General features: G+C 63.1%; 15 protein-coding genes. 6 read left to right on the plus strand and 9 right to left on the minus strand.

Features of this window, described 5'->3' with window-relative positions:
* The first annotated feature begins 2 nt into the window (after window positions 1-2).
* The 5 genes from O3303_RS10000 to O3303_RS10020 all read left to right on the plus strand — a co-directional run bounded on the left by O3303_RS10000 (window position 3) and on the right by O3303_RS10020 (window position 5,884).
* Complete coding sequence (locus tag O3303_RS10000) at window positions 3-986, plus strand: hypothetical protein (RefSeq protein ID WP_269558278.1); 984 nt, start codon at window positions 3-5, stop codon at window positions 984-986.
* A 75-nt stretch (window positions 987-1,061) separates the two neighbouring features.
* The gene (locus tag O3303_RS10005) at window positions 1,062-1,829 is read left to right on the plus strand and encodes a DUF4129 domain-containing protein (protein ID WP_269558279.1); all 768 of its coding nucleotides are present in this window, start codon (window positions 1,062-1,064) and stop codon (window positions 1,827-1,829) included.
* A 14-nt stretch (window positions 1,830-1,843) separates the two neighbouring features.
* Window positions 1,844-3,250 (plus strand): DUF4350 domain-containing protein, encoded by a 1,407-nt coding sequence (locus tag O3303_RS10010; RefSeq protein ID WP_269558280.1) that lies wholly within the window; start codon window positions 1,844-1,846, stop codon window positions 3,248-3,250.
* A 346-nt stretch (window positions 3,251-3,596) separates the two neighbouring features.
* Complete coding sequence (locus O3303_RS10015; RefSeq protein ID WP_269561897.1) at window positions 3,597-4,490, plus strand: AAA family ATPase; 894 nt, start codon at window positions 3,597-3,599, stop codon at window positions 4,488-4,490.
* Window positions 4,491-4,531: 41 nt separating this feature from the next.
* Window positions 4,532-5,884, plus strand: a complete 1,353-nt coding sequence (locus O3303_RS10020; protein WP_269558281.1) for a DUF58 domain-containing protein — start codon at window positions 4,532-4,534, stop codon at window positions 5,882-5,884.
* A 137-nt stretch (window positions 5,885-6,021) separates the two neighbouring features.
* On the opposite strand, the gene O3303_RS10025 is transcribed toward O3303_RS10020, so the two are convergent.
* Complete coding sequence (locus O3303_RS10025) at window positions 6,022-7,824, minus strand: hypothetical protein (RefSeq protein ID WP_269558282.1); 1,803 nt, start codon at window positions 7,822-7,824, stop codon at window positions 6,022-6,024.
* A 188-nt stretch (window positions 7,825-8,012) separates the two neighbouring features.
* Here O3303_RS10025 and O3303_RS10030 point away from each other — a divergent pair, with 188 nt between their 5' ends.
* Window positions 8,013-10,085, plus strand: a complete 2,073-nt coding sequence (locus tag O3303_RS10030; RefSeq protein ID WP_269558283.1) for a beta-N-acetylhexosaminidase — start codon at window positions 8,013-8,015, stop codon at window positions 10,083-10,085.
* Window positions 10,086-10,219: 134 nt separating this feature from the next.
* Here the strand turns inward: O3303_RS10030 and O3303_RS10035 are convergent, their stop codons facing one another.
* The 8 genes from O3303_RS10035 to O3303_RS10070 form a co-directional block, all read right to left on the minus strand.
* Window positions 10,220-10,657, minus strand: a complete 438-nt coding sequence (locus O3303_RS10035) for a hypothetical protein (protein WP_269558284.1) — start codon at window positions 10,655-10,657, stop codon at window positions 10,220-10,222.
* 264 nt (window positions 10,658-10,921) lie between these two features.
* Window positions 10,922-14,701: a DUF8818 domain-containing protein gene (locus O3303_RS10040; RefSeq protein WP_269558285.1), complete on the minus strand. Its 3,780-nt coding sequence runs from the start codon at window positions 14,699-14,701 to the stop codon at window positions 10,922-10,924.
* 183 nt (window positions 14,702-14,884) lie between these two features.
* A complete protein-coding gene (locus O3303_RS10045; protein WP_269558286.1) occupies window positions 14,885-18,607 on the minus strand; it encodes a sensor histidine kinase in 3,723 nt (1,240 codons plus the stop codon).
* Window positions 18,608-18,697: 90 nt separating this feature from the next.
* Window positions 18,698-19,111: a DUF983 domain-containing protein gene (locus O3303_RS10050; protein WP_269558287.1), complete on the minus strand. Its 414-nt coding sequence runs from the start codon at window positions 19,109-19,111 to the stop codon at window positions 18,698-18,700.
* Window positions 19,111-19,368: a hypothetical protein gene (locus tag O3303_RS10055; RefSeq protein WP_269558288.1), complete on the minus strand. Its 258-nt coding sequence runs from the start codon at window positions 19,366-19,368 to the stop codon at window positions 19,111-19,113. The genes O3303_RS10050 and O3303_RS10055 overlap by 1 nt, the downstream gene beginning before the upstream one ends.
* A gap of 132 nt (window positions 19,369-19,500) precedes the next feature.
* Window positions 19,501-20,055: a DUF420 domain-containing protein gene (locus O3303_RS10060; RefSeq protein ID WP_269558289.1), complete on the minus strand. Its 555-nt coding sequence runs from the start codon at window positions 20,053-20,055 to the stop codon at window positions 19,501-19,503.
* A complete protein-coding gene (locus O3303_RS10065) occupies window positions 20,042-20,647 on the minus strand; it encodes an SCO family protein (protein WP_269558290.1) in 606 nt (201 codons plus the stop codon). The genes O3303_RS10060 and O3303_RS10065 overlap by 14 nt, the downstream gene beginning before the upstream one ends.
* A 64-nt stretch (window positions 20,648-20,711) precedes the next feature.
* A complete protein-coding gene (locus O3303_RS10070) occupies window positions 20,712-21,050 on the minus strand; it encodes a cytochrome C oxidase subunit IV family protein (protein ID WP_269558291.1) in 339 nt (112 codons plus the stop codon).
* Window positions 21,051-21,142: the final 92 nt, after the last annotated feature.

Raw genomic sequence — 21,142 nt, forward strand, 5'->3', positions numbered from 1 at the left:
TTATGCACGCAAAATTTACCCGCGAAGCCGATTTCCGCCAGGAACGGGATTTTGGGGCCAAAATAGGGGCCACGTTCGAGTTTCTGGGAGCCCACTGGCGGCCGCTGGGCAAGTGCCTGCTGTACTTCGTGCTGCCCGTTTCGCTGGTGATGGGCATCGGCCTGGGCCTGGTGATGAACAATATGTTCAACCTGATGGGCAAGATGCAGTCCAACCCGCAGGCCATGCCAATAGCTACTTCTTCGTTAGGGGCCTCCTACTTTTCCGGCATGGGCCTGGTGATGGTGGGCAGCCTGCTCTCGTTCGTGGCCGTGATGAGCACCGTGTACAGCTACGTGCGCCTCCTGCTCACTCCCGAGCCCCAGGCGCCACCCACGCCCGCGCAGGTATGGAGCCTGATGAAGCAACGTATCGGCCGTATTCTGCTGTCTTTTGCGTTGTTCGTGGGGCTGTATCTGGCATTTATCGGCGTCTTTGTGGGACTGATAGCGGTGCTGCAAAAAATGTCGTTTGTGCTGATGCTGGTGCTATTTCCGGTCCTGATGTATGTGGGTGTGCCGCTGATGCTGTACTTCCCGGTGCTGCTGCTGGAAGAAGGCGGTGTAGTAGCCGCGCTGCGGCGCTGCTTTGCGCTGGCCCGCGGCAAGTGGTGGTCGACGCTGGGCCTAGTTATCGTGGCCGGGATGATTCAGGGCATGCTGACGATTCTGTTTGCGCTGCCCCAGTACGCCGTGATGTTCGGCAAAATGCTGAAAGTGCCGGTGCTGGGCTCCGATGTGGTGGGCATGGCCGCGCAGTGCGTGTACGTGGCCGGCGCCATGCTCACGTATCCGGTGCTCCTGCTGGCGCTGTCGTTTCAGTATTTCAACCTAGTGGAGCGCAAGGAAGGCGTGGGCCTGCGGGGCTTGGTGGATAGCCTGGGTGCTACCCCGGCCCCGGTGGCCCACAGCCACGCCCACCGCCCCGACGACGAAGGCGAATACTAAGCTCCCCCCTACCCGACGCTAATTAGCCCGATTTTCTATCCGTTTCTGGTGGCTTCTTACCTTTCATTTGCGCTGATGCTCCGTTCCTACAGCCGCCGGTGGCTGCTGGCGCTGATGCTGATGCTGCCCTGGGCCGTTGGGCCCGTTGCAGCCCGGACGCCGGTTCGCAATACCGCCGCCGTGCGCCAGCTGCCACCCGACAACGCGCCGACGCCCACCCTGCGCCAGCCGGTCCCGGCGCGGCTGCGCGACTTCCGGAAGCAGCGCGAGTTTCAGTACGTGGAGGTGAAAAGCGAGCAAAGCGCCTGGGACCTGTTCTGGGCGCGGTTCTGGCGCTGGCTGGCGGAGATGCTCGATACCCGTTCCGGCCAGGTGGTCTGGAAATACGGCATCTACGCCGGGCTGGTGGTGGCGCTGGTATTTGTGGTGCTCAAGCTGCTCCAGATTGATTTCACCCGCGCTTTCGGCCGGGCCCCAAATACCGCCGCGCTGCCCTACGACGTGGAGGGCGAGGATATCCACGGGCTGCAGTTTGAGGAGCTGATAGGAGCCGCCGAAACCGCCGGCAACTTCCGGCTGGCCGTGCGCCTGGGCTACCTGCAAATCCTCAAGCAGCTTACCGACCAAGGCTTGATCCGGTGGCAGCCCGACAAAACCAACCACGACTACCTGTTTGAGCTGCCCCCGGGCCCGCTGCCCGATGCCTTCCGGGAGCTGACCCGGCAGTTCGACTATGTGTGGTACGGCGAGCAGGACGACCTCACGCCCAGCCATTACGCCCAAGCCCGCGCCACGCGGCTGGCCTTCCAGCAACTCCTTTCCTCCGGCCGCCGCGCCGCCTGATTTCCCCCTCGCCCATGACCACTTTCCGTTGGTATCTGCTGGGGTTGGCGCTGCTCTTCGGGGCCTATGTGGCCGTGGAATACTACCGCCCCAAGCCGCTCGACTGGACGCCCACCTTCCAGAACAAAGACAAGATTCCGTACGGCACCTACGTGCTCTACGACGTGCTGCCCGAGGTAATGGGCGTGGCCAAACGCGAGGTAAAAGCCGTGCGCGTGCCCATCTACAACCAGATTGAGGGCGAAGACGAACCCACCGAGGACACCACGGCCGAAGCAGTTGATTCCACCGATTCCTTCAGCGCAGCCGATACCATTTCATCCGAAGACGCTACCGCCGGCACCGCCGCCACGCCCGAGCGCAGCACCACCGAAACCGTGGAAACCGGCGACGCCGACTACATGGCGGGCCTCGCGGAATCTGGCTTTCCCAAAGCCACCTACGTGTTCGTGGACGATGAATTCACGCTCAGCAGCTCCGATTGCCGCTCCCTGCTGCGCCACGTGGCCCGCGGCAACGACGTGTTCATTGCCGCCGAGCAGTTCGACCGGCAGTTTGCCGACACGCTGGGCTTCCGCACGGCGCCCTTCGTGCAACGCCCGCGCCTGAAGAAGGCCTCAACAGAGGAACTGCTCAACGATTCGGTGCAGCTGCAGCTCAGCAACGCCGGGCTGGCCCGCCAGACCCGCCGCCCCTACTTCCGGCTGCCGGCCCTGGGCGCCTCCTACCGCCTGCTGCCCGACAGCACCATGCGCGCCACCCAGCTCGCGGCCGATACCGCCGGGCGGGCCGTGCTGGTGCGCGTGCCGCACGGCCGGGGCCACCTCTACCTGTGCACCGTGCCGCTGGCCTTCACCAACTACTTCGTGCTGCAGCCAGCCACCAGCAACTTCGCGTTTGCGGCGCTGTCGTACCTGCCCACGGGCCGGCCGGTGTGGTGGGACGAGTACCAGAAGCAGGGCCGGCTGGAAGAACAGTCGCTGCTGCGGGTGCTGCTGGCCCACGATGCCCTGCGCTGGGCGCTGTATCTGAGCCTCTTGGGCGCCTTGCTATTTGTGGGCGTGGAAGCCCGGCGGCGGCAGCGCATCATCCCGATTCTGCGGCCCCTGCCCAACACCACGCTGCTGTTTACGCGCACCGTGGCCAGCCTCTACCGCCAGGGCAACAGCCACGCGCCCATTGCCGAGAAAAAGATTCAGCTATTTCTGGAGCATCTGCGCACCCGTTTCCACGAGCCCGGCCTCGACCTCAACGACGAAGCCGCCCGCGAGCGGCTGGCCCAAAAGTCCGGCCTGCCCCGCTCCGAAGTAGACACGCTGGTGCGCCGCATCAATTTCCTGCTCACTGCCCCGCGCGTTTCCGATGCGGAGCTGCTAGCCCTCAACAAGGCCTTCAACGAGTTCAGGAAAGCCGCCGCTTAAAATTGCACTATGGGTTCTATTTGAATTTTTCCTTTTATAAATATTCCAATATACCTGATATAACGCACTAAATAGGCATTTTCTCTACACATAGAATAATCTCTATGACATTATCCCGCTACACCTCTTTCTCCCAATTCGCTTCTTCCTGCTTTTGACTGCCAAGATGGAAAATAATCTGACGCCCGAAAACGAATTCCCCCAGTCCCACGCACAGCCCGCCCCGGAGCCGACTACCGAAGCTGCCCCTGCCACTGCACCGGACACCGCGGCCCCGTTCGCCGCCCGCACCGATCTGAGCGCGCTCAGCCGCCACGCCGAAGCCATCCGGCAGCAGCTCAGCAAGGTGATTGTGGGGCAGCAGGCCCTGGCTGAGCTGCTGCTGACCGCCATCCTGGCCGATGGGCACATTCTGCTGGAAGGCGTGCCCGGTGTGGCCAAGACCCTCACCGCCAAACTGCTGGCCCGCACCCTCGACGTGCCCTTCAGCCGCCTGCAGTTCACGCCCGACCTCATGCCCTCCGACGTGCTGGGCACCTCCATCTTCCGCCCCAACAAGGCCGAGTTTGAGTTCCGGCCCGGCCCCATCTTCGCCAGCATTGTGCTGATTGACGAGATTAACCGCGCCCCAGCCAAGACGCAGTCGGCATTGTTTGAGGTGATGGAAGAGCGCCAGGTGACCCAGGACGGCACCCGTTACGCCGTGCCGGAGCCGTTTGTGGTGCTGGCCACCCAGAACCCCATCGAGCAGGAAGGCACCTACCGCCTGCCCGAAGCCCAGCTCGACCGTTTCCTGTTCAAGCTGCACGTGGGCTACCCGACCATGGAAGAGGAAATTGCCATTCTGCAGGGCCACCACGCCGGTTTTGGTGGCACGCCGCTGGAGGCCGTGCAGGCCGTGCTCAGTGCTGACGACCTGCGCAGCCTGCGCGAGCAGGTGCGCCGCCAGCACGTCGAGCCGAAGCTGCTGGAGTACATTGCCCGGGTGGTGGGCCAGACCCGCGCCCACAAAGGCCTGTACCTCGGCGCCTCCCCCCGCGCCTCGCTGGCGCTGCTCAACGGCGCCAAGGCCCTGGCCGCCCTCCGCGGCCGCGACTTCGTGACGCCCGAAGACGTGCAGTATCTGGCCGCGCCGGTGCTGCGACACCGCATCCAGCTCACCCCCGAGCGCGAAATGGAAGGCAGCACCCCCGACGACATCGTGAAGCAGATTCTGCAGCAGATTGAGGTACCCCGGTAGCCCATTGCCATTGCTTCGCTCTGCTCGCAATGACAGAAAACATGAAATCCTTCTTTCTCACCCGCCGCTTCTTTCTACTGCTCACCGCTCTTATCCTGGGGCTGGTGGTAGCGTTTTTCCTGCCGGGCTGGCTGGCGCCGGTGCAGCTGGCGCTGGGCTTGCTGCTGGTGCTACTGGCGCTGGATATGCTGCTGCTCTACGCCCCGGCCAAAGGCGGCGCCGGCCACCTGTTCGGGCGGCGCGTGCTGGGCGACAAGCTGGCCAACGGCTCCGACAACGACATCAGCCTCTACCTCGAAAACCACTACCGCTTCCCGGTCAGCACCGAAACCATCGACGAGATTCCCCACCAGTTTCAGCGCCGCGACGTGCTGTTTCGGGCTGCTATCCGGCCCGGTGAGACGCAGGTAATCCGGTACCAGCTGCGGCCGGTGAAGCGCGGCGAATACGAATTCGGGGCGCTGAACGTGTACGTGTGCTCGCCGCTGGGGCTGGTGCGGCGGCGCTTCCAGTTCGATGAGAAACGGGTGGTGCCGGTGTATCCGTCGTTTCTGCAGATGCGGCAGTACGAGCTGCTGGCCATCAGCAACCGCCTCACGGAAGTGGGCGTGAAGCGCATCCGGCGGGTCGGGCACAGCATGGAGTTCGAGCAGATCAGGCCCTACGTGCCCGGCGACGACCCGCGCTCCATCAACTGGAAAGCCACCGCCCGCCGCACCACCACCCACGCCGCCGACTCACTGGTGGTCAACCACTTTCAGGACGAGCGCGCCCAGCAGGTATACTGCCTGATCGACAAGGGCCGCGTGATGCGGATGCCGTTTGAAGGGCTGAGTTTGCTCGATTATGCCATCAACGCCACGCTGGTCGTCAGCAACATTGCCATCCTCAAGCACGACAAGGCTGGGCTAATTACCTTTTCGCACCAGCCCGGCACGGTATTGCCCGCCGACCGGCGCGGCGGCCACATGCGCAAGCTGCTGGAAGTGCTCTACCGGCAGCGCACCAAGTACCTCGAAACCGACTACGAGCGGCTGTACATCAGCGTCAGGAACAACGTCCGGCAACGCAGCCTGCTGATTCTGTTCACCAATTTCGAGACGCTGAGCGGCATGCAGCGCCAACTGCCCTACCTGCGCCGCCTCGCCAAAGACCACCTGCTGCTGGTAATTTTCTTTGAAAATACCGAGTTGCGCGAGTTCCTGGACGGTACCGCCGCTACCCCGCAGGACGTCTACAACCAGACCATTGCCGAGAAATTCGCGCAGGAAAAGCGCCAGATCGTGCGCGAACTGAACCGCTACGGCATCCACGCCCTGCTCACCGCACCGCAAAACCTGACGGTGAACACCATCAACAAATACCTGGAGTTCAAGGCAAGAGGACTGATCTGAATCACGGATTTTTGCGGATTAGACGGATTGGTCGGATTTTGTAGTTTCAGCACCGACAGCAGCACCATACATAATACCGCTAGAACGCGTCGTCTACGAAATCCGACCAATCCGTCTAATCCGCAAAAATCCGTGATTCAGTCGAAAGCCTCAAGCCGGGCGTTATCGAGAAGCAGGTTGGTGCTGGTTCCGTAGTAGAGAAAGGTGATGGAGACGTTGTCGAAATCGGCTTGCGGGGGCCGCATATCGAAGTGCAGCTCGCGGGGCCAGCCGCCTTCCAGGGCGCGTTGCAGGCGCACGGTGCGCTCCTTCACCACCTCCTGGCCGCGGCGGAAGCGCACTACATACTGCGTCATGCGGTTCATGTCCCACTCGGTTTGGTCGGCGCGGGCCTGGGCAGAGGCGCGTACCCAGGTGAACTGGCCGGGCTGCACCGGCACCATCCATTCGGTGCTGTGCGGGTGCTGGGCGTCGAGGGAGAGGGAGCAGGCGCCTTGCAGGGCCGGCGTGCCGCACAGGCCCGGCGCAGGCTGCTCGAAATCCTGCTGCCACAGCACGCGGGTGTTGCGGGCCTCGCCCGTGAATTCGGAGTTGCTATCGAGCAGCAAGCGGGTTTCGTCGGGCACTTCGTAGCGGAACAGGATGCGGCGCAGGTAAGTGCGGTTCATGTCGCCGGCCGCCAGCAGGCCCTGGCCGCCGGGAATGGCCATCTGCGTCAGCCAGTAGCCGTAGGCGCAGCCCAGTAGCAGCAGCGGCGCTGCGGCCACGGCCCAGCGCGGCCGGGCCAGCAGCCAGCGCAGAGCCGCAGCCAGCGGCCAGGCCAGCACGGCGTAGCTGTCAATCATGGCGCGCGCACCCAGCCCGCCGCCGTACAGCCACTCGTTCCAGGCAAACGTGACGTAGGTGAACAGCACCGTAAACACCAGCAGCGGCCAGAACGCCGCCGGCTGCTGCCGCCGCAGCGGCCCAAAGCCCAGCAGCGCCACCACCATCAACGGCGAATACATCAGCCAGCCTGTCCGGAAGCTGAAGATACCATCGAACAGGTGCGGTTTCAGCCAGTTGAAGCCCTGCTCCTGGTAGCTATACACAATCCAGCGGCCGGTAGCATAATGCCAGTAAAGCGGCTGCAGACTCAGCAGTACGCCACCGGCCGCGCCAGCCGCCAGCAGCAACGGCCAGTGCTGCCGCCAGAACGTGAGCCGCTCCCGTAGCGCGGCCCGCGTGCCCAGCCCCCAGAGCAGCGGCAGCAGCACGGCCAGCAGCGCCGTGGGCCGCGTGAGCGTCATCAGCCCGATAATGGCGCCGATGCCGATGGCCCGGGCCCAGTTGGGGCGGGCGTAGAAGGCGGGCGTGAGCAGTAACAAGGCAGCATACCAGGTCAGCAGCCAGCTGTGCGTCATGCCGGCGTGGCCGGCGCCGCTGTAGGTGAGGTAGTTGGTGCCGAGCAGCAAAATCAGCAGCGCGCCCGCCGTGGGCCACTCGCCAAACCGCGGCAGCAGCGCCCGCCGGATCAGCCAGAACCCCAGCACCGACACCAGCAGACTACCCAGCTTCACGGCCAGCTGATACGGCGCCGAAAAACCGTCGGGCAGATAGCCGAGCGGGGCCGCCACGGCGTGCGCCGCCAGGAAAAACGGCAGCTCCTGCAGCGCCAAGCCAGCGGGGTATTTCAGCACGAAATGGCCGCTGGCGGAGTCGCGGTAGGCTTGGTAGAAATCGGGCGTGGGCGCGTAGTCGCGCATGTAGGCGTCGCGGAAGTTTAGCTCGCGCAGGTCGTGGTAAATGAGAGTGGCCGGCAGGTAGAGGTAGTAGCCGGAAGCATCCCAGTTAATCACCGGCGACTTATTGCCGCTCTGCGGAGCCGGATAATACCACCAGGTTAGCACCAGCAGCAGCGCCGTGCTGGCCCACGCCGCCCATCGGGAAGGAGAAATCATGAATAGGGAAAAGAGGGATACGCTGGCGCAAATTGCGGAAAAGCCCGCGCCTTTACCACCGTCGAGTTGCGGCCGAGGTTGAACAGCGGTTCAACTGGTGTTCAACCCCGGCACGAATGGTGCAGGGTAGCCACTGCTGATTCGGCGGGTGCCGTATCTTTCGCCCCCACCCTGCTCTTTTGCTGCTTATGCTTTTCCGCTTTTTCGCTGTGCTGCTGCTGGCGGCGCTGGTGCCCGCCGGCCCGCTGCAGGCGCAGGCCATTGCCCCGGCCGCTACCCGCAATCTGCTGCCGGTGCCTACCTCCGTACGCTGGGGAACGGGCAATTTGGGCGCCAGGCTGGCGTTGCGGCCCCTGCTCACCGGCCCCGCCGACCCGGTGCTGAAGGCCGCCGTCGGGCGCACGCTGGACCGGCTGCGCCGCAACGGCAGCGCCCTACCTGCCGGTAGCCCGGCCGCTGCGCCTCTGCAGATTCGCTACGGCCGCGTGGGTTTGCCCGAGCTGCAGGACGAGGAGCGCTACAGCCTCCGCGTGACGCCCACCGGCGTGCTGATTGACGCGCCCACCACGCTGGGCGTGTTGCGGGCGCTGGCCACGCTGGAGCAGCTGCCGCAGCCCGACGGCCGCCGCACGGTGCTGCCCGAAGTGGACATCCAGGACCAGCCGCGCTTTGTGTGGCGGGGGTTGCTGATTGACGCGGCCCGCCACTTCATGCCGGTTTCGGTCATCAAGCGCAACCTTGACGCCATGGCCGCCATGAAGCTGAACGTGCTGCACTGGCACCTCGCCGACGACCAGGGCTTCCGGGTGGAAAGCCGCACGCTGCTGCGCCTGCACGAGGTCAGCGGGCAGCACTACAGCCAGACGCAGGTGCGCGAGGTGTTGCGCTACGCCGCCGCCCGCGGCATTCGGGTGCTGCCCGAGTTCGACGTGCCCAGCCACACCATTGCCTGGATGGCGGCCTACCCGCAGCTGGCCTCCAACGACTCCATCTACGGCGTGTACCAGAGCTGGCGCACCGCCAACCTGGCCATCGACCCCACCAAGGAAACCACCTACACCCTCCTTGACATGCTGTTTCGGGAAATGACGGCGCTGTTTCCGGACCCGTATTTCCACATCGGCGGCGACGAAAACGACGGGCGGCAGTGGCGCAAAAGTGCGCGCATCATGGAGTTTGCCCGCGTCAACGGCATGCTGAAAGCCGACAAGACGCTCGACAAGCACGCCCTGCAAACCTACTTCAACCGCCGAGTGCTGGCCATCGTCACGAAGTACAACAAGAAGATGGTGGGCTGGGACGAAATCCTGGGCCCCGGCCTGCCGCAGAATGCCGTCATCCAGAGCTGGCGCGGCAAAAAGGGCCTCTACGATGCTGCCAAGGCCGGCAACCCGGCCCTGCTGTCCAGCGGCTACTACCTCGACCTCTACCTGACGGCCGCCAGCAGCTACACTACCGACCCACTCCCCGCCGACAACCCTCTCACGCCCGAGCAGCAGGCCCTGATTCTGGGCGGCGAGGCCACGATGTGGAGCGAGTTTGCCGACAGCGTAGTTATCGATTCGCGCATCTGGCCCCGCGCCGCGGCCGTGGCCGAGCGGCTGTGGTCGGCGCGCACGGTGCAGGACGTGCCGGATATGTACCGCCGACTGGAGGCCGTAGCGGGGCAGCTGGAAAAGTTGGGCTTGCAGCACCGCCGGGCGCCGCTGCAGCTACTACAGCAGCTCGCCGGCCCCGATCCGGCCGCGCTGGCGCCGCTGCGCACCTTTGCGGCTGTGCTGGAGCCCGTGAAGGAATACAAGCGTCATTTCCAGGGCTTCAGCTACACCCCCGGCACGCCCCTCACCCGCCTCGTCGACGCCGCGCCGGCCGAATCGGACGTGGCGCGGCAGTTCAGCTGGCGCGTGGATTCGCTGCTGGTCCTGCGCCCCGCCAAAACCGCCGCCCTACCCCGCACCGCCGCCGTGCGCAACCTGCACAAGAGCCTGCGCGAGCAGCTGGAGCTCTGGCAAACCAACGATACGCGCCTGCAGCCGCTGCTGCTCACTTCCCCCACCCTCACCGAGTACGCCCCGCTTTCCGGGCAGCTGCGCCTACTGGCCGCGTTGGGCCTGGAGCGCCTCACGCAGCTGGAGCGCGGCACCGCGCCACCGGCCGTGTGGCTGGCCGCCGCCCAGAAGCAGCTGGATGCTGCTAAAGCCCCAGCCGGCCAGACAGAACTGGCCGTAGTGGCCGGATTTCGGAAGCTGCTGGCTCTATAGAGCAGTCAAGCAGTAGAGTGGATACTGCACACGCCGCACCTCATCCAGCCGGGGCTCTATTTGAAGCCGCAACAGGGCCTGTCGAAGCTTCGGCAGGTCCTGTTTGGTGATGGAGCGCAAACAGCAGGCACTGGCTACTGCACTGCCATTCCCCGAATCATAATGGCACCGGGTGGGTGCTGAATCGGCTTTTCCCTCGACAGCTTGATGGACAACAGTGCGACCGGGTCGTCGGCCGTGGCGGGCGTTACCTGAACTTGCCCAATGGCTGCCGGGGCAATGCGCAACGTCGTTGCTTGCGCGGCACTCAGCAACTGCCCATTAAGGACCACGCGAAACGGGCCACGTACCTTCTGTTGGCGGGCGACCTGCTTAAACGTTTTGCTTTTGATGGATTTACTGGATTTTTTGAGTGCTATATCCACGATGCCCGTTGATGCTAGGTTGTGCAACGCCTCCGGCGCAGTGTCGGTTTTATGAATCACAACCCTATCAATGTCGTTTGGGACTATGTACTCCAACGCACCGTTGATAACAATGCTCGAGTTCAGCAAATAGATAGGATCGGGCATGGTAATGGGCGGTGCCTTAGAAACTGGGGTTTGCCCGTGACTTGTCAGGAAAGATGCTTGCAGGCAGGTAAGCAGTAGCAGCAGACGTAGCAGGCAGGAGTACATAGCGAAGGAAAATGTAGCGTCGCAACTTGCAGCACGCTGCTTCCGCTTCGCACCGTTCAACAACCTAGTAGTAAGTAACGAATAATCTGGTTTCGCGGCGAACGTGCCACCCCAAAGTCCGCCGCGAAGCGGAAACTTCGCGTTGCGAACCTTTGATCCTCAAAACAGCACCGACACCTGCATGCGGCCCGTGTGCACCGCCCCTATGCCGTTGGCTTTGCGGCCATCATACGCTACGCTCAGGTTGAGGCCGTTGCTGAGGCGCTGCTCGGCGTTCAGGTTCCAGGTGAAATTGCTGCCGGGGCGCAGGGCATTCAGGATTTCCAGGCCCACCACCGAGTCCTGGGAGCCGTCGAAGCTGATACGCACGTAGCGCGTGGTGGCCGTGATGGTGCGCTTGCTGACCTGACTGATGCGGGTTTCGATACCCAGCTCGTCGAAGATGCCGCGGGCCTTGTTGGCGTCGTTGATGGGCGCGACGTTGTTTTTGTCGGTGCGCAGGTAGGTGCCGGTGAAGCGGAAAGTGCCGTTAGGCTGGTAGCTGATTTCGGGGGCCAGCTCGTAGGCCAGCACCCGGAAATTGCGGGTTTCCAAATAGGTGGAGCTGTTTTGCCGAATGGTGCGGCTCAGGTTCAGGCGGCCCGTAAACGACTGCGCCAGCGTGCGGCGCAGCAGCAAACTCTGCGCCGCCAGGTTGCGGATGTCGGAACCCTGCGTGAGCAGCACTTTCTGCTGGGTCTGCTGCACGGTCATTTCCGCCCCGAAAATAGGATTGGAGCGGTTGAAGTACAGCGTGTTGCGCAGCAGCTTGTTGAGGCTCAGCAGCAGCGAGTCCTCAGTCTGAAACGCAAACGGATTCAGGCGCGACGACAGGCTGTTGTCGGTGGTGCGGCGGTCCAGCGTGACGGTGCTGATAGCCGAGAAGCGGGCCGCGGCCGCGCGCCAGCCGCCGGCGTCGCGCCAGGTGCGCGGGGCGCTGGTGGTGAGGCGGTAGCTGAAGCGGTTGGTGAAGGCCAGAATGTAGTCGTCGGTGGGCAGATACACCTTGATGTGGGTGCGGTAGACGGCATCCGAGGTCTGGGCTTCCAGGAATTCGTCGCGGTCCTCGGTGTTGTTGCCGTTGGTGTCGCCGCCGTAGTAGTGGGTGCCCTGGCCGTTGGGCACGGCCACGAAGGCATAGTCGCGCTTCAGCTCGCGGCCGGTAGCCACCTGGTAGCTCAGCTCTGAGCGGATCTGGTTTTGCAGAAAGCTGGCGTTCCAGTCGATTTTGGCCAGCACATTGCGCTGGCGGGCGCTGTCGCGCACAGCCAGGTCGCGGTAGGTGGCCAGGATGGCCAGGTCCTGGCTTTTGCCGAGGCGCGTGGTCATGGTGCCTTGCCAGGTCTGGGCGGTGCTGCGCGGTTGAATGGCGGTTTGCTCCAGGTTGGGCGTCTGGTCGCGGCGGAAGGTATAGTCGGCGCGGAAACGGGTGCGGGCCGAGTCCTGGCTTTGCAGGAACACATTGTGCTCGTCGAAGTAGTTGGCCGACGTGACGGAGTCGCCGGCGGGCAGCGCCACCCGGTTTTTGTCGAACCGGTAGGCGTAGCCGGGCACAATGGGCGCGCCCACGTAGCGCGCCGCCGCCTCGCCCCGCGCCCAGCGCGACTCCTTGCGCCCGGCCTGCGAGTTCAGTAGAAACAGGCTACCGCGCAGCTGCACGTCGCCGATCTGGCGGGCGGCATCCAGCCAGTGCTGCAGCCCGCTCACTTCCCCCGACCGAAACCGGCGGCTGAGGCGGTAGTTGACGGCGTTGTTCTCGTCTTTGGCGGCGCCCACCGCGAAGTTCAGAATGTTGTCGGCCTGGGCCTCGCGGCGGGTGGCGTTGCCCTGCACGGTGCTGGCGGTGCTCCAGTTGCGGTCAAACTCGATATCGCGAAACCGGTCTACGGGTGCAAACCGGCTGCTGGTGTACTCGTAGTCGAGGGCGCTGCGGAAGCGGTAGTCGCGCAGGAAGCCCAGGCCAGGTAGGCGGCGGTCCTGCACGGCATAGCCCACGCGCATGGCCTGACCCTTGTCGGAAGCCGGCGAAAAGCGGTTCAGATCCAGCTCCGACACGGCCACATCCACAAATACCGAGGCCGTGGAATCCAACTGAAAACTGGCCCCGCTGGACACAATCTGCTTGAGCAGCGGCGCCGGCAGCAGCCGGATGGGCGCGTAGCGGCCCTGGCTCACACCCGCCACCGGAGCCACAAACTCGAACACCCGCCCATTGGCGCCCGGAAAGCGCGTGCTCAGGTTGTAGTCGCCGTTGCCGGGGCCCACCTCCGTGAAGCGCACGTTGTAGACGTCGCGCGTGGAGTCAGCCGGATAGGTGAACACCTCCACAGGCAGGCCGTTGATGGTGCGGGTTTCGCGGTTGTAGAGCACCTGCGTGCGGGTGTAGGTCACGGGGCTGCCGCCGCCGGGCGTGCTGGCCTGCGCCACGTTGTCGGGCAGCTCGCGCAGGCGCCGCCGGTCCAAGGTGTCGAGCTGAAGGTTGGGCGAGTTGTCGGGGTTGTCGGCTTCGCGGTAGAAGTTGGCGTGCACGTTCAGGCGGCCTACCTGCTGGTAGTGGCTGGCGTGGTAGAGCGAGCGGGCGTAGTTGAAATCGGAATACTCGAAGTCAATCTTGATGCGCGAATTGCGGGTAATCAGGTGCTGGGGCGAGAACGTGACTTCGGCCTGGTTGTAGTCGATTACGTAGTCGTTGTCGAAGCCGCGCGTCATCAGGCGCCCGTCCAGGTACACCCGCTCGGAGTTGGCCAGCACGATGATGAACTGCTCGCCATTGGGGCCGCGCAGGCGGTACGGTCCCTGCACGTTTTCAATCGGGGCCACATCGATGCTGGCGAACTTGCCCTTAGCCACGCCGCCCGCCACCGTGGTAGACGACCGAACGGGCCCGAACCGGCCGCGGGTTTCGCCAGCTACCGTAGCGCCGGTGGCCTGCGGCACGCCCAAGCCCACCGGCGCCAGCGGGCTGCCGGGCGCGGTGGTGGCGCCCTGCTGCCCGCCGTTGGTGATGGTGGTGGTCGAATACGAGCCCGAGCCAACGCCCGGGTAGCTGCTCAGCGGCGTCAGCTGGGGCGTGCTGAAGCCGCTGAGGCCGCCCGCATTCTGCCCCAGATTCACTTCCAGGGCCGCACCCTGCACGTTTTTGTAGAAGCGCAGGAAGTAGTCGGGCTTGTTGCGCATCACCACGTCGCCGGCGGTCAGGTTCCAGCGCGGACTGGTGAGCGTGATGTAGATCCGGTCGAATTCCTGCAGCTGCTGGGTGTTGCCTTCGGGCTGGAAGGGTACGTTCTGGTCGCTGATGGCGGCCGTGAGGTTGATGTTGTCGGTGAGGCGGCCTTCGAGCTGCAGGTTCAGCGAGGAGTTGACAAACACGTTCTGGGCGTTGCCGAAGCTGATGCCGCGGGCCAGGTTGCCGGTTTTGTTGATGCCCGGCGTGCTCAGAATCTGCTCTTTCACCGTGAAATCTTCCTGCCCGAACGTGCGGCGCGGAAAGCTCAGGCTATCCAGCAAACCGCGGGGCCGCCGAAACGCCGGCGCCGCCAGCCGCAGCGGCAGCACCCGGTAGCACACCAGCACCGAATCGAGGCCGGGCACCGCAATATCCGGCTGGCCGGGCTCGGGGCTGGGCAGCCGGCGGCCGGGCTCCACGTAGCGGTACCGGTCCTGGCGGGCGTCGTAGGCCACCGAACGGTCTTTTACGCTCACGGAAGTTGGCACTACGGTCAGCGTATCAGGCAGCGCAAAGTCCGTGGTATCCCGACCCGGCAGCAGGCGCACCCACACGCAGCGGCGCGTGTTGGGTGGCGTTTCGGGCCGCTGCTGGGCCCACGCGCCCGCCCACGCCACCACGCACGCTAGCAGCAGGCACAGGCGCAGAAAGTGGGGCGGAAAGCTGCTACTCATAGAAAAGATATACACGCCGGCGGGCTGCCGGTAGCTCAACGTAAAAATAGCGTGGATTCGTGCCAGCCTGCTGTACCGCTAAGCTCCAGCTTGGCGAACGAGCGGAGCGAGTACCTCGCGTTGGCGCAAGTGGCGCGGTTCCGGCTACTCGCCTGCGGCTCGTCCCCAAGCCGGATCTTAGCGTTACCCCGCCAGCGGCAGCTCAATATAGAACGTGGTGCCGGTGCCTTCCTCCGTCTCAAACCAGACGCTGCCGCCGGCGCTTTCGATGCCGCGGCGCGCCACGGCCAGTCCGATGCCGGAGCCGGTGGCTTTGGTGGTAAAGTTGGGAATGAAGATTTTCTCGCGCACGTCGTCGGAAATGCCAGCGCCGTTGTCCTGGATACTGATCTGCACCCGCTTATTGCTCTGCACGCTTAGTTGGGCCGACACCTGGGCGGCACGCCCCTCCGGCACGGCCTGCAGCGCATTGATGAGCAGGTTGTTGAACGTGCGCACCAGCAGGTTTTCGTCGGCAAACACTATGGTGGGCGTGTCTATATCAGGTAGCTGCAGCTCGATGCGGGCGTCGGGGCGGCTGCCCTGGTGCAGCTCCACGCAGCGGCGCAGAATAGGGGCCACGTCGAGGCGCTCGGGGCGCATGGCGGGTAGGTTAGTGAAGGTGCTGAACGAGGTGGCAATGTCCGTTAGCACGTCAATCTGGGTGATGAGCGTCTGCGACACCTTGGCAATCAGCTCGTCGAGGTTGGGGCGCTGGTCCTGGATGGCGCGCTGCAGAAACTGCAAGCTCAGCTTCATGGGCGTGAGCGGGTTCTTGATTTCGTGGGCCACCTGCCGGGCCATTTCGCGCCAGGCGGCTTCCTTTTCCTGGGTGGCCAGCTCCAGCTTGCTTTCCTCCAGCTTGAGCAGCATGGCGTTGTACTCGCGCACCAGCAGCCCGATTTCGTCGTCCGACTGGTAGTCGAGCATTTCGTTCTGGCCGGTAAGCGTGGTCTGCTTGAGCTTCTGGGTGAGCAGCTTGAGCGGATTGGTGAGCATGCGCGAAGCCACAAACGTGAGCACCAGAAACACGATGAACATGCCCGTGAAAATATTGAGCAGGGTCGAAATCAGCTCAATCAGCTTGCTATCCAGCTCTTTCTCGGAGTCGAAGAACGGAATGCCCACGTAGCCCAGCACCCGGCCCGCCTGCCCGGCCTCGGTTTCGGCGGCCCGCAGCGGCAGGTACAGCGAGTTGAACGACAGCGAGCCGGCCCGCTCCAGCAGCAGCACCCGCGGCTGGGCACGCTCCTTGAGTGCCGCCACAGCCTGCGGATTCATCAGCGGCCCCAGCAGCCCAGACTCGAACATGATGGGCTGGCTACTGACGATGAGCTGGCCGGCGGCATCGTAGAGGTTGAGGTCGGTTTCGGTGAGCGAGGCCACGTTGTCGGCCAGGGCCAGCAGCGCGGGGCGGCCGGCCGAGTCGGTGAGCAGGGCGCGGTTCTGCAGCAGGTTGTCCTGCACGGTGCGGCCGCGCCGCTCGTAAGTACGGCGCAGGTCGCGCTTATACGACGACGTCACCTGGCTGGCCGTGGCAATGCTCACCAGCACCAGCGGCACCAGAATCCCGAAGTTGAGAAACAGCTGAATCTTGGTGCTGAAGTTGGTGCGCAGCACGGCCAGGTACTCGCCGCGCAGCAGCAGATACAGCGCCATGCCCAGCAGCCAGTAGAAGGCGTGCAGCAGAAACAGAAACGAGAAGTTGGCCAGCCAGTCGCTGAAGCTGTAAGTAGACGTGGTGACGACCACCGTGCGGTGCTGGGTTTCGTCGCGCACGGCCAGGTGGTGGAAGCGGCCCACCACCAGCCCCGTGCGGTACAGGCGCGGGTCGTTGTATTGCTGCCGCCGCAGGCGGTTCACGTAGTCGAAGTCTCCTTCGCTGTACACCAGCCGGTCCTGCTCGTAGCCGGCGTAGCTCAGCTCGGCGCCCAGCCCGGGCTGAAAGAACTTCTGGTCGACCAGCAGCTCGGGCACCACACTGTAGGTGGTCAGCTTCTTGAGCATGAGCTCCAGCAACACCGTATTGGTGCCGCGCGCCGCGCCGGGCACGGGCACGAAATTAACGTAGCGCCGGGTACTGAACGAGTTGCTGCCGCGCACCAGAAACAGGTTCATCTGGTCGGTGCGGGTGGAATTCTGCAGCAGTCGGCGCCGCACCTGCGAAAGGGTTTCGGCCCCCTGCCCCGCCCCTATTGGCCGGCCGGCCGCATCAAAAAACGATACCGTGACTTCGTATTTGTCGAAATATTCGCCGAGGTAGTGCTTCACGATTTTCTGGCGCACCATTTCCGGACTGGCAAACGGGCCGGCCAGCCCTTTCCGGATGATGGGGTCGGCCGCAATTTCACGGGCCCGCTCCGTAAGCAGAAACTCGCCCTGCAGGTCGTTGTCGGTCATCAGGTTGCCGGCCAGGTTCTGCTTGTTCTGCACCAGCTGGCGGTCGAAGTGCTCGAACAGCGCCAGCGCCCCCACGGCCGCGCTGATGCTGAGCATCAGGAAAATGAACAGATACACCTGGTAAGTAACCATGGCCGCCACGCGCCGCAATCCGGTCAGGCGCAGCAGCAGGAAAATCCACAGCGTAATGCCCACCAGTATTACCTGCACCTGCCCCAGCGCAATGCCTACCGGCAGAAACAGCAGCGCCCCCAGTCCCAGCCCAAATACGCCCTCACGCCCTTTGCCGGTGCCCAGCGTGGCGCTGAACAGCTGCGACACCAGATAGAATCCGACCAGATACGCGCCCGTGTGCAGCGCAATGGCCAGCGTGAGCAGTAGCTTAAAGCCCGACACCGAAATATCCTGGGTGATGTCGAGAATGACCCGCGAATTGTTGAAGCTGTTGGAATAGAACTGAAACTGCAGCTCCAGCAGCACAAAAAACAGCACGCCAGTTACCACGCCTACCGTCGTGCGGTCCGAGGTTTTGGGCAGGCGCTCCACCCAGCGGGTAGGATTGTAGTGCCGGAACAGCCGCAGGCCGCAGTAAGCCGCCAGCGCCAGCAGCAGCGCGTTGATGAACAGGTCGCCGAGGGAAGGTGACAGCCAGGAAGCCGCGTACACCCGCGGGTCGAATAGCGGCAGCTCGATAAAGGAAAACGGCAAACCCAGTTGCAGCAGCCCGGCCCGAATCAGCCCCAGCGGCAATAGCAGCGCTGCCGTGCCGGCCAGCACCCGCCCCGCCGCAAACAGCCGCCGCGCCCAGATCAGCCAGCTAGCCAGGTACAGCAGCAGCCCTACCACCAGCAGCACCATCGGAATGTACTTGCCGGTGATGGGGTTGGGCTGCTGCCGCTCCACCGAGAACAGATAGCGACCATCCTCAGCATTGATGGCCGGCAGCCTGGGCAGCCGGTCCGTCACCAGCCGCACGTTCAGCCCCCGGAACAAAGCTTTTTCGGAGCCGTCGCGCAGGTAGCGGTTGCTGATGCCGTAGCCCTTTTCCAGCGGTACATACGTCAGCACCACGTAGAGGCCGGCAGCTCGCCGCACTGCCAGGTAGCGCCCAAACTGCATATCTACCAGCTTCTCCCGGAAGTCCTGACTGACGTTTTCGGGCTGGGGCCGGGTGGTGTGGTCAGACCAGTAGCGCAACTGCCCGTTCTGGTACACGAAGCACGGATAGACGGTGCGGCCCACCAGCGTTCCGAAGCGCAGCTCGCCCCGGGTGGCCTGGCCCAGCACCATAGTGGCTTCCTGCCCGGCTTTCTGCTCGGCATCCCGCACCAGCTTCTGCAGGCGCAGCGCATCGGCGCGCAGCAGTACAGCAGGGGTCTGGCCGTAGCGGTTGCTCAGGAAAGCCCCCGCGAAACACAGAAAAGCAATCAGCAGCAGGAAAGGTGGGAGGAAACGGGCGAACTTCAACAGGCGCAGGGTTGAGCGGCAGCACGCGGCTCCGCAGAAGCCGCTACCAAACAAAAATGCCGCCAATTGGCGGCATTTCCTAGCTGCCCCCTATTCCGCAGGGCGCAGCGGCAGACTTTCAGCAAACCGAGGATTGTAGTGAATGCCCCCAAAAAAGTACAGCATCACCACGCGGGCATACCGGAACAGCAGCGGCGTCAGGGCAATAACCACCAACGCAACGGCCGTTACATACACCCACACCGGCGGGTCGTGGGCCAGATAAAACAGCAGCACGCCGGTCAGCACGACGATGAGCGTGGAGAAACCGTAGCTGATGTACATGGCTCCCCAATAAAACCCCACTTCCGGCTCGTAGTGCTGCCCGCAGACCGCGCAGCTCTCATACATATCGTCGAAGCGGGTAAGATGCAGCGCTGAGTAGCGAAACAACGGGCCCCGGTGGCAGCGCGGGCACTTCTGCGCCAGCATGGCCGCCACCGTCGAGTCGGCCCGGATGGCCACTAGCGGCGCGCCGGCTTCTTGGCCTTGGCGTTGCGGTACCAGAAGTAGCCTACGGCGCCCACAAGCAAATACGGAATAGCCGCCATGTACAGAATCCCCTTATTGAGGCCCGAGAAGTCATAGCCATCCTTCTCATTGCGGGCCGACTCTACCTGCGTTTTGCACATGGTGCACTGTGCGGCCGCCGAGCTGGGGGCCAGGCTAAACAGCACGCCCAGCAGAAGGGCAAAAACCGAGGTAACAAACAGCTTTTTCATACTCTTACCAACTGCGTTTGCGGCGTAATGGTTTGCTTGAACAGATAAATGGCTGCGTAGTTGAAATGGATAATTGTTCTGGCAATACATCAAACAATTTGTCCTTCAAGCGTCCAGCTGTCCAGCCACTATTTAGGTGTAGTACGGCGAAATCATGAAGTACACAATCACACCCGTCACGGACACATACAGCCAGATCGGGTAGGTCCAGCGGGCAATGCGGCGGTGCTTCTGAAACTGCTCGGTCAGCGCAAAATATAGCGTGAACAGTACCAGTGCCACCGTTATGGCGGCCAGCAGAATGTGCGTCAGCAAAATGAAGTAATACACGCTCCGGATCAGGCCCTGCCCGCCAAACGTGGTGCTGGGCACCTGCGAGTGGTAGGCCACGTACGACACCAGGAACAGGGAACCCATCAGAAACGCCAGCCCCATCATGGCGCGGTGCTTGGCAATATCCTTGCGGCGAATAAAATAGTAGCCGGCCATCAGCAGCAACGCCGTTAAGGAATTCAGCACGGCATTCACGGCCGGCAGCGACTTCACCTGCGCGCCTTCGATGCGGAACACATTGGGGAAGTAGTAGAGCACCGCCACCGCCACCGGAATGACCGCGCCAAGCACGGCAGCCAGCACTTTGAATTTGGTGTTGCCGCCGACAGGAGCAGAAGGGTTATTCGTGTTCATAGGTGTAGAGCAGCACGTCGATTTCCGTCATGAGGCGCTCAACGTCTTTGGTTTTGGTACCGTCGTAGATGCCGCGCACCCGTTGGTTGCGGTCTATTAGGTAAAGATTCTGGCTGTGCTCGATGCCGGGCGCCTGGCCCCGCGGAGCTTCTAGCCGAAACTCATCGGTGATTAACCGGTAAAGCGCCGTTTTGTCACCGGTCAGGAAAAACCATTTGCCGGCAATGGCCCCATACTGCTCGGCGTAGCGCTCCAGCACGGCCGCCGAATCGCGAGCCGGATCTACGGTGAAGGAAACGAGCTTCACGCGCGGGTCTTTGCGGAACCGCTCCTGCACGCGGGCCATCTGGCTGCTTAGGCGCGGGCAGGCCCCGGGGCAGGTGGTGTAGAAGAAGTTGGCCACATACAGGCCGTTCGCCACCACCTCACGCTGCGTTACTATCCGGCCCGACTGCGACGTGAACCGGAAATCGGCCAACTGGTGGAAAACAGTATCGCGCCGCCACTTCCCTTCCACCAGCGTCGAATCGACGCCCGTGGGCAGGTAAGTGGGCAGCGCGTAACGGTTGGTGCCGAAAGTGTACAAAAACACAAAAGCCAGCACCGGGACCAATAGCAGGAGGCCCAACAACAGGACGTGTTTGGGCCTCATGCAGTTAGTTGAATACGTTCCAGAACGCGTTCTGATAGGAACCCTCCGTCACCAGTGCAATCAGCAACCAGACGAGCAGAGCCATCGGAATAAGAATCGTCCAAATCAGGGCTTTCACTTCATGCTTCAGGTGCATGAACTCGGCTACGATGAAGAACGCCTTGAAAATCGTGAGGACGATGAAGATGGAGTTGCGAAGCGTGCTCGGATTCATCAGGAATACGAACACGAATTCCAAAGCCGTGATACCGACCAGAATCCAGAATGTCCTCCAGATCCAACCGGTGTTTGGCTTGGCGATTTCGCCGGGAGCGGTAGGCTCAGTGCCTGCGTGGTTAGCCATTTTAGTGAATGGTTAAATTGTTGAATTGCTAAATGGTTTACGGTTCTGCAAGTCAGTCGAAGGATCAACCATTCAACACTTCAGCCATTAAA

The organism is Hymenobacter canadensis (assembly GCF_027359925.1).
Lineage (GTDB): Bacteria > Bacteroidota > Bacteroidia > Cytophagales > Hymenobacteraceae > Hymenobacter > Hymenobacter canadensis.

Bases quoted from the DNA above. Each gene is read 5' to 3' on its own strand.
- O3303_RS10000 (WP_269558278.1), top strand. From the start codon at position 3: ATGCACGCAAAATTTACCCGCGAAGCCGATTTCCGCCAGGAACGGGAT.
- O3303_RS10005 (WP_269558279.1), top strand. From the start codon at position 1,062: ATGCTCCGTTCCTACAGCCGCCGGTGGCTGCTGGCGCTGATGCTGATG.
- O3303_RS10010 (WP_269558280.1), top strand. From the start codon at position 1,844: ATGACCACTTTCCGTTGGTATCTGCTGGGGTTGGCGCTGCTCTTCGGG.
- O3303_RS10020 (WP_269558281.1), top strand. From the start codon at position 4,532: ATGAAATCCTTCTTTCTCACCCGCCGCTTCTTTCTACTGCTCACCGCT.
- O3303_RS10025 (WP_269558282.1), bottom strand. From the start codon at position 7,824: ATGATTTCTCCTTCCCGATGGGCGGCGTGGGCCAGCACGGCGCTGCTG.
- O3303_RS10030 (WP_269558283.1), top strand. From the start codon at position 8,013: ATGCTTTTCCGCTTTTTCGCTGTGCTGCTGCTGGCGGCGCTGGTGCCC.
- O3303_RS10035 (WP_269558284.1), bottom strand. From the start codon at position 10,657: ATGCCCGATCCTATCTATTTGCTGAACTCGAGCATTGTTATCAACGGT.
- O3303_RS10040 (WP_269558285.1), bottom strand. From the start codon at position 14,701: ATGAGTAGCAGCTTTCCGCCCCACTTTCTGCGCCTGTGCCTGCTGCTA.
- O3303_RS10055 (WP_269558288.1), bottom strand. From the start codon at position 19,368: ATGAAAAAGCTGTTTGTTACCTCGGTTTTTGCCCTTCTGCTGGGCGTG.
- O3303_RS10060 (WP_269558289.1), bottom strand. From the start codon at position 20,055: ATGAACACGAATAACCCTTCTGCTCCTGTCGGCGGCAACACCAAATTC.
- O3303_RS10070 (WP_269558291.1), bottom strand. From the start codon at position 21,050: ATGGCTAACCACGCAGGCACTGAGCCTACCGCTCCCGGCGAAATCGCC.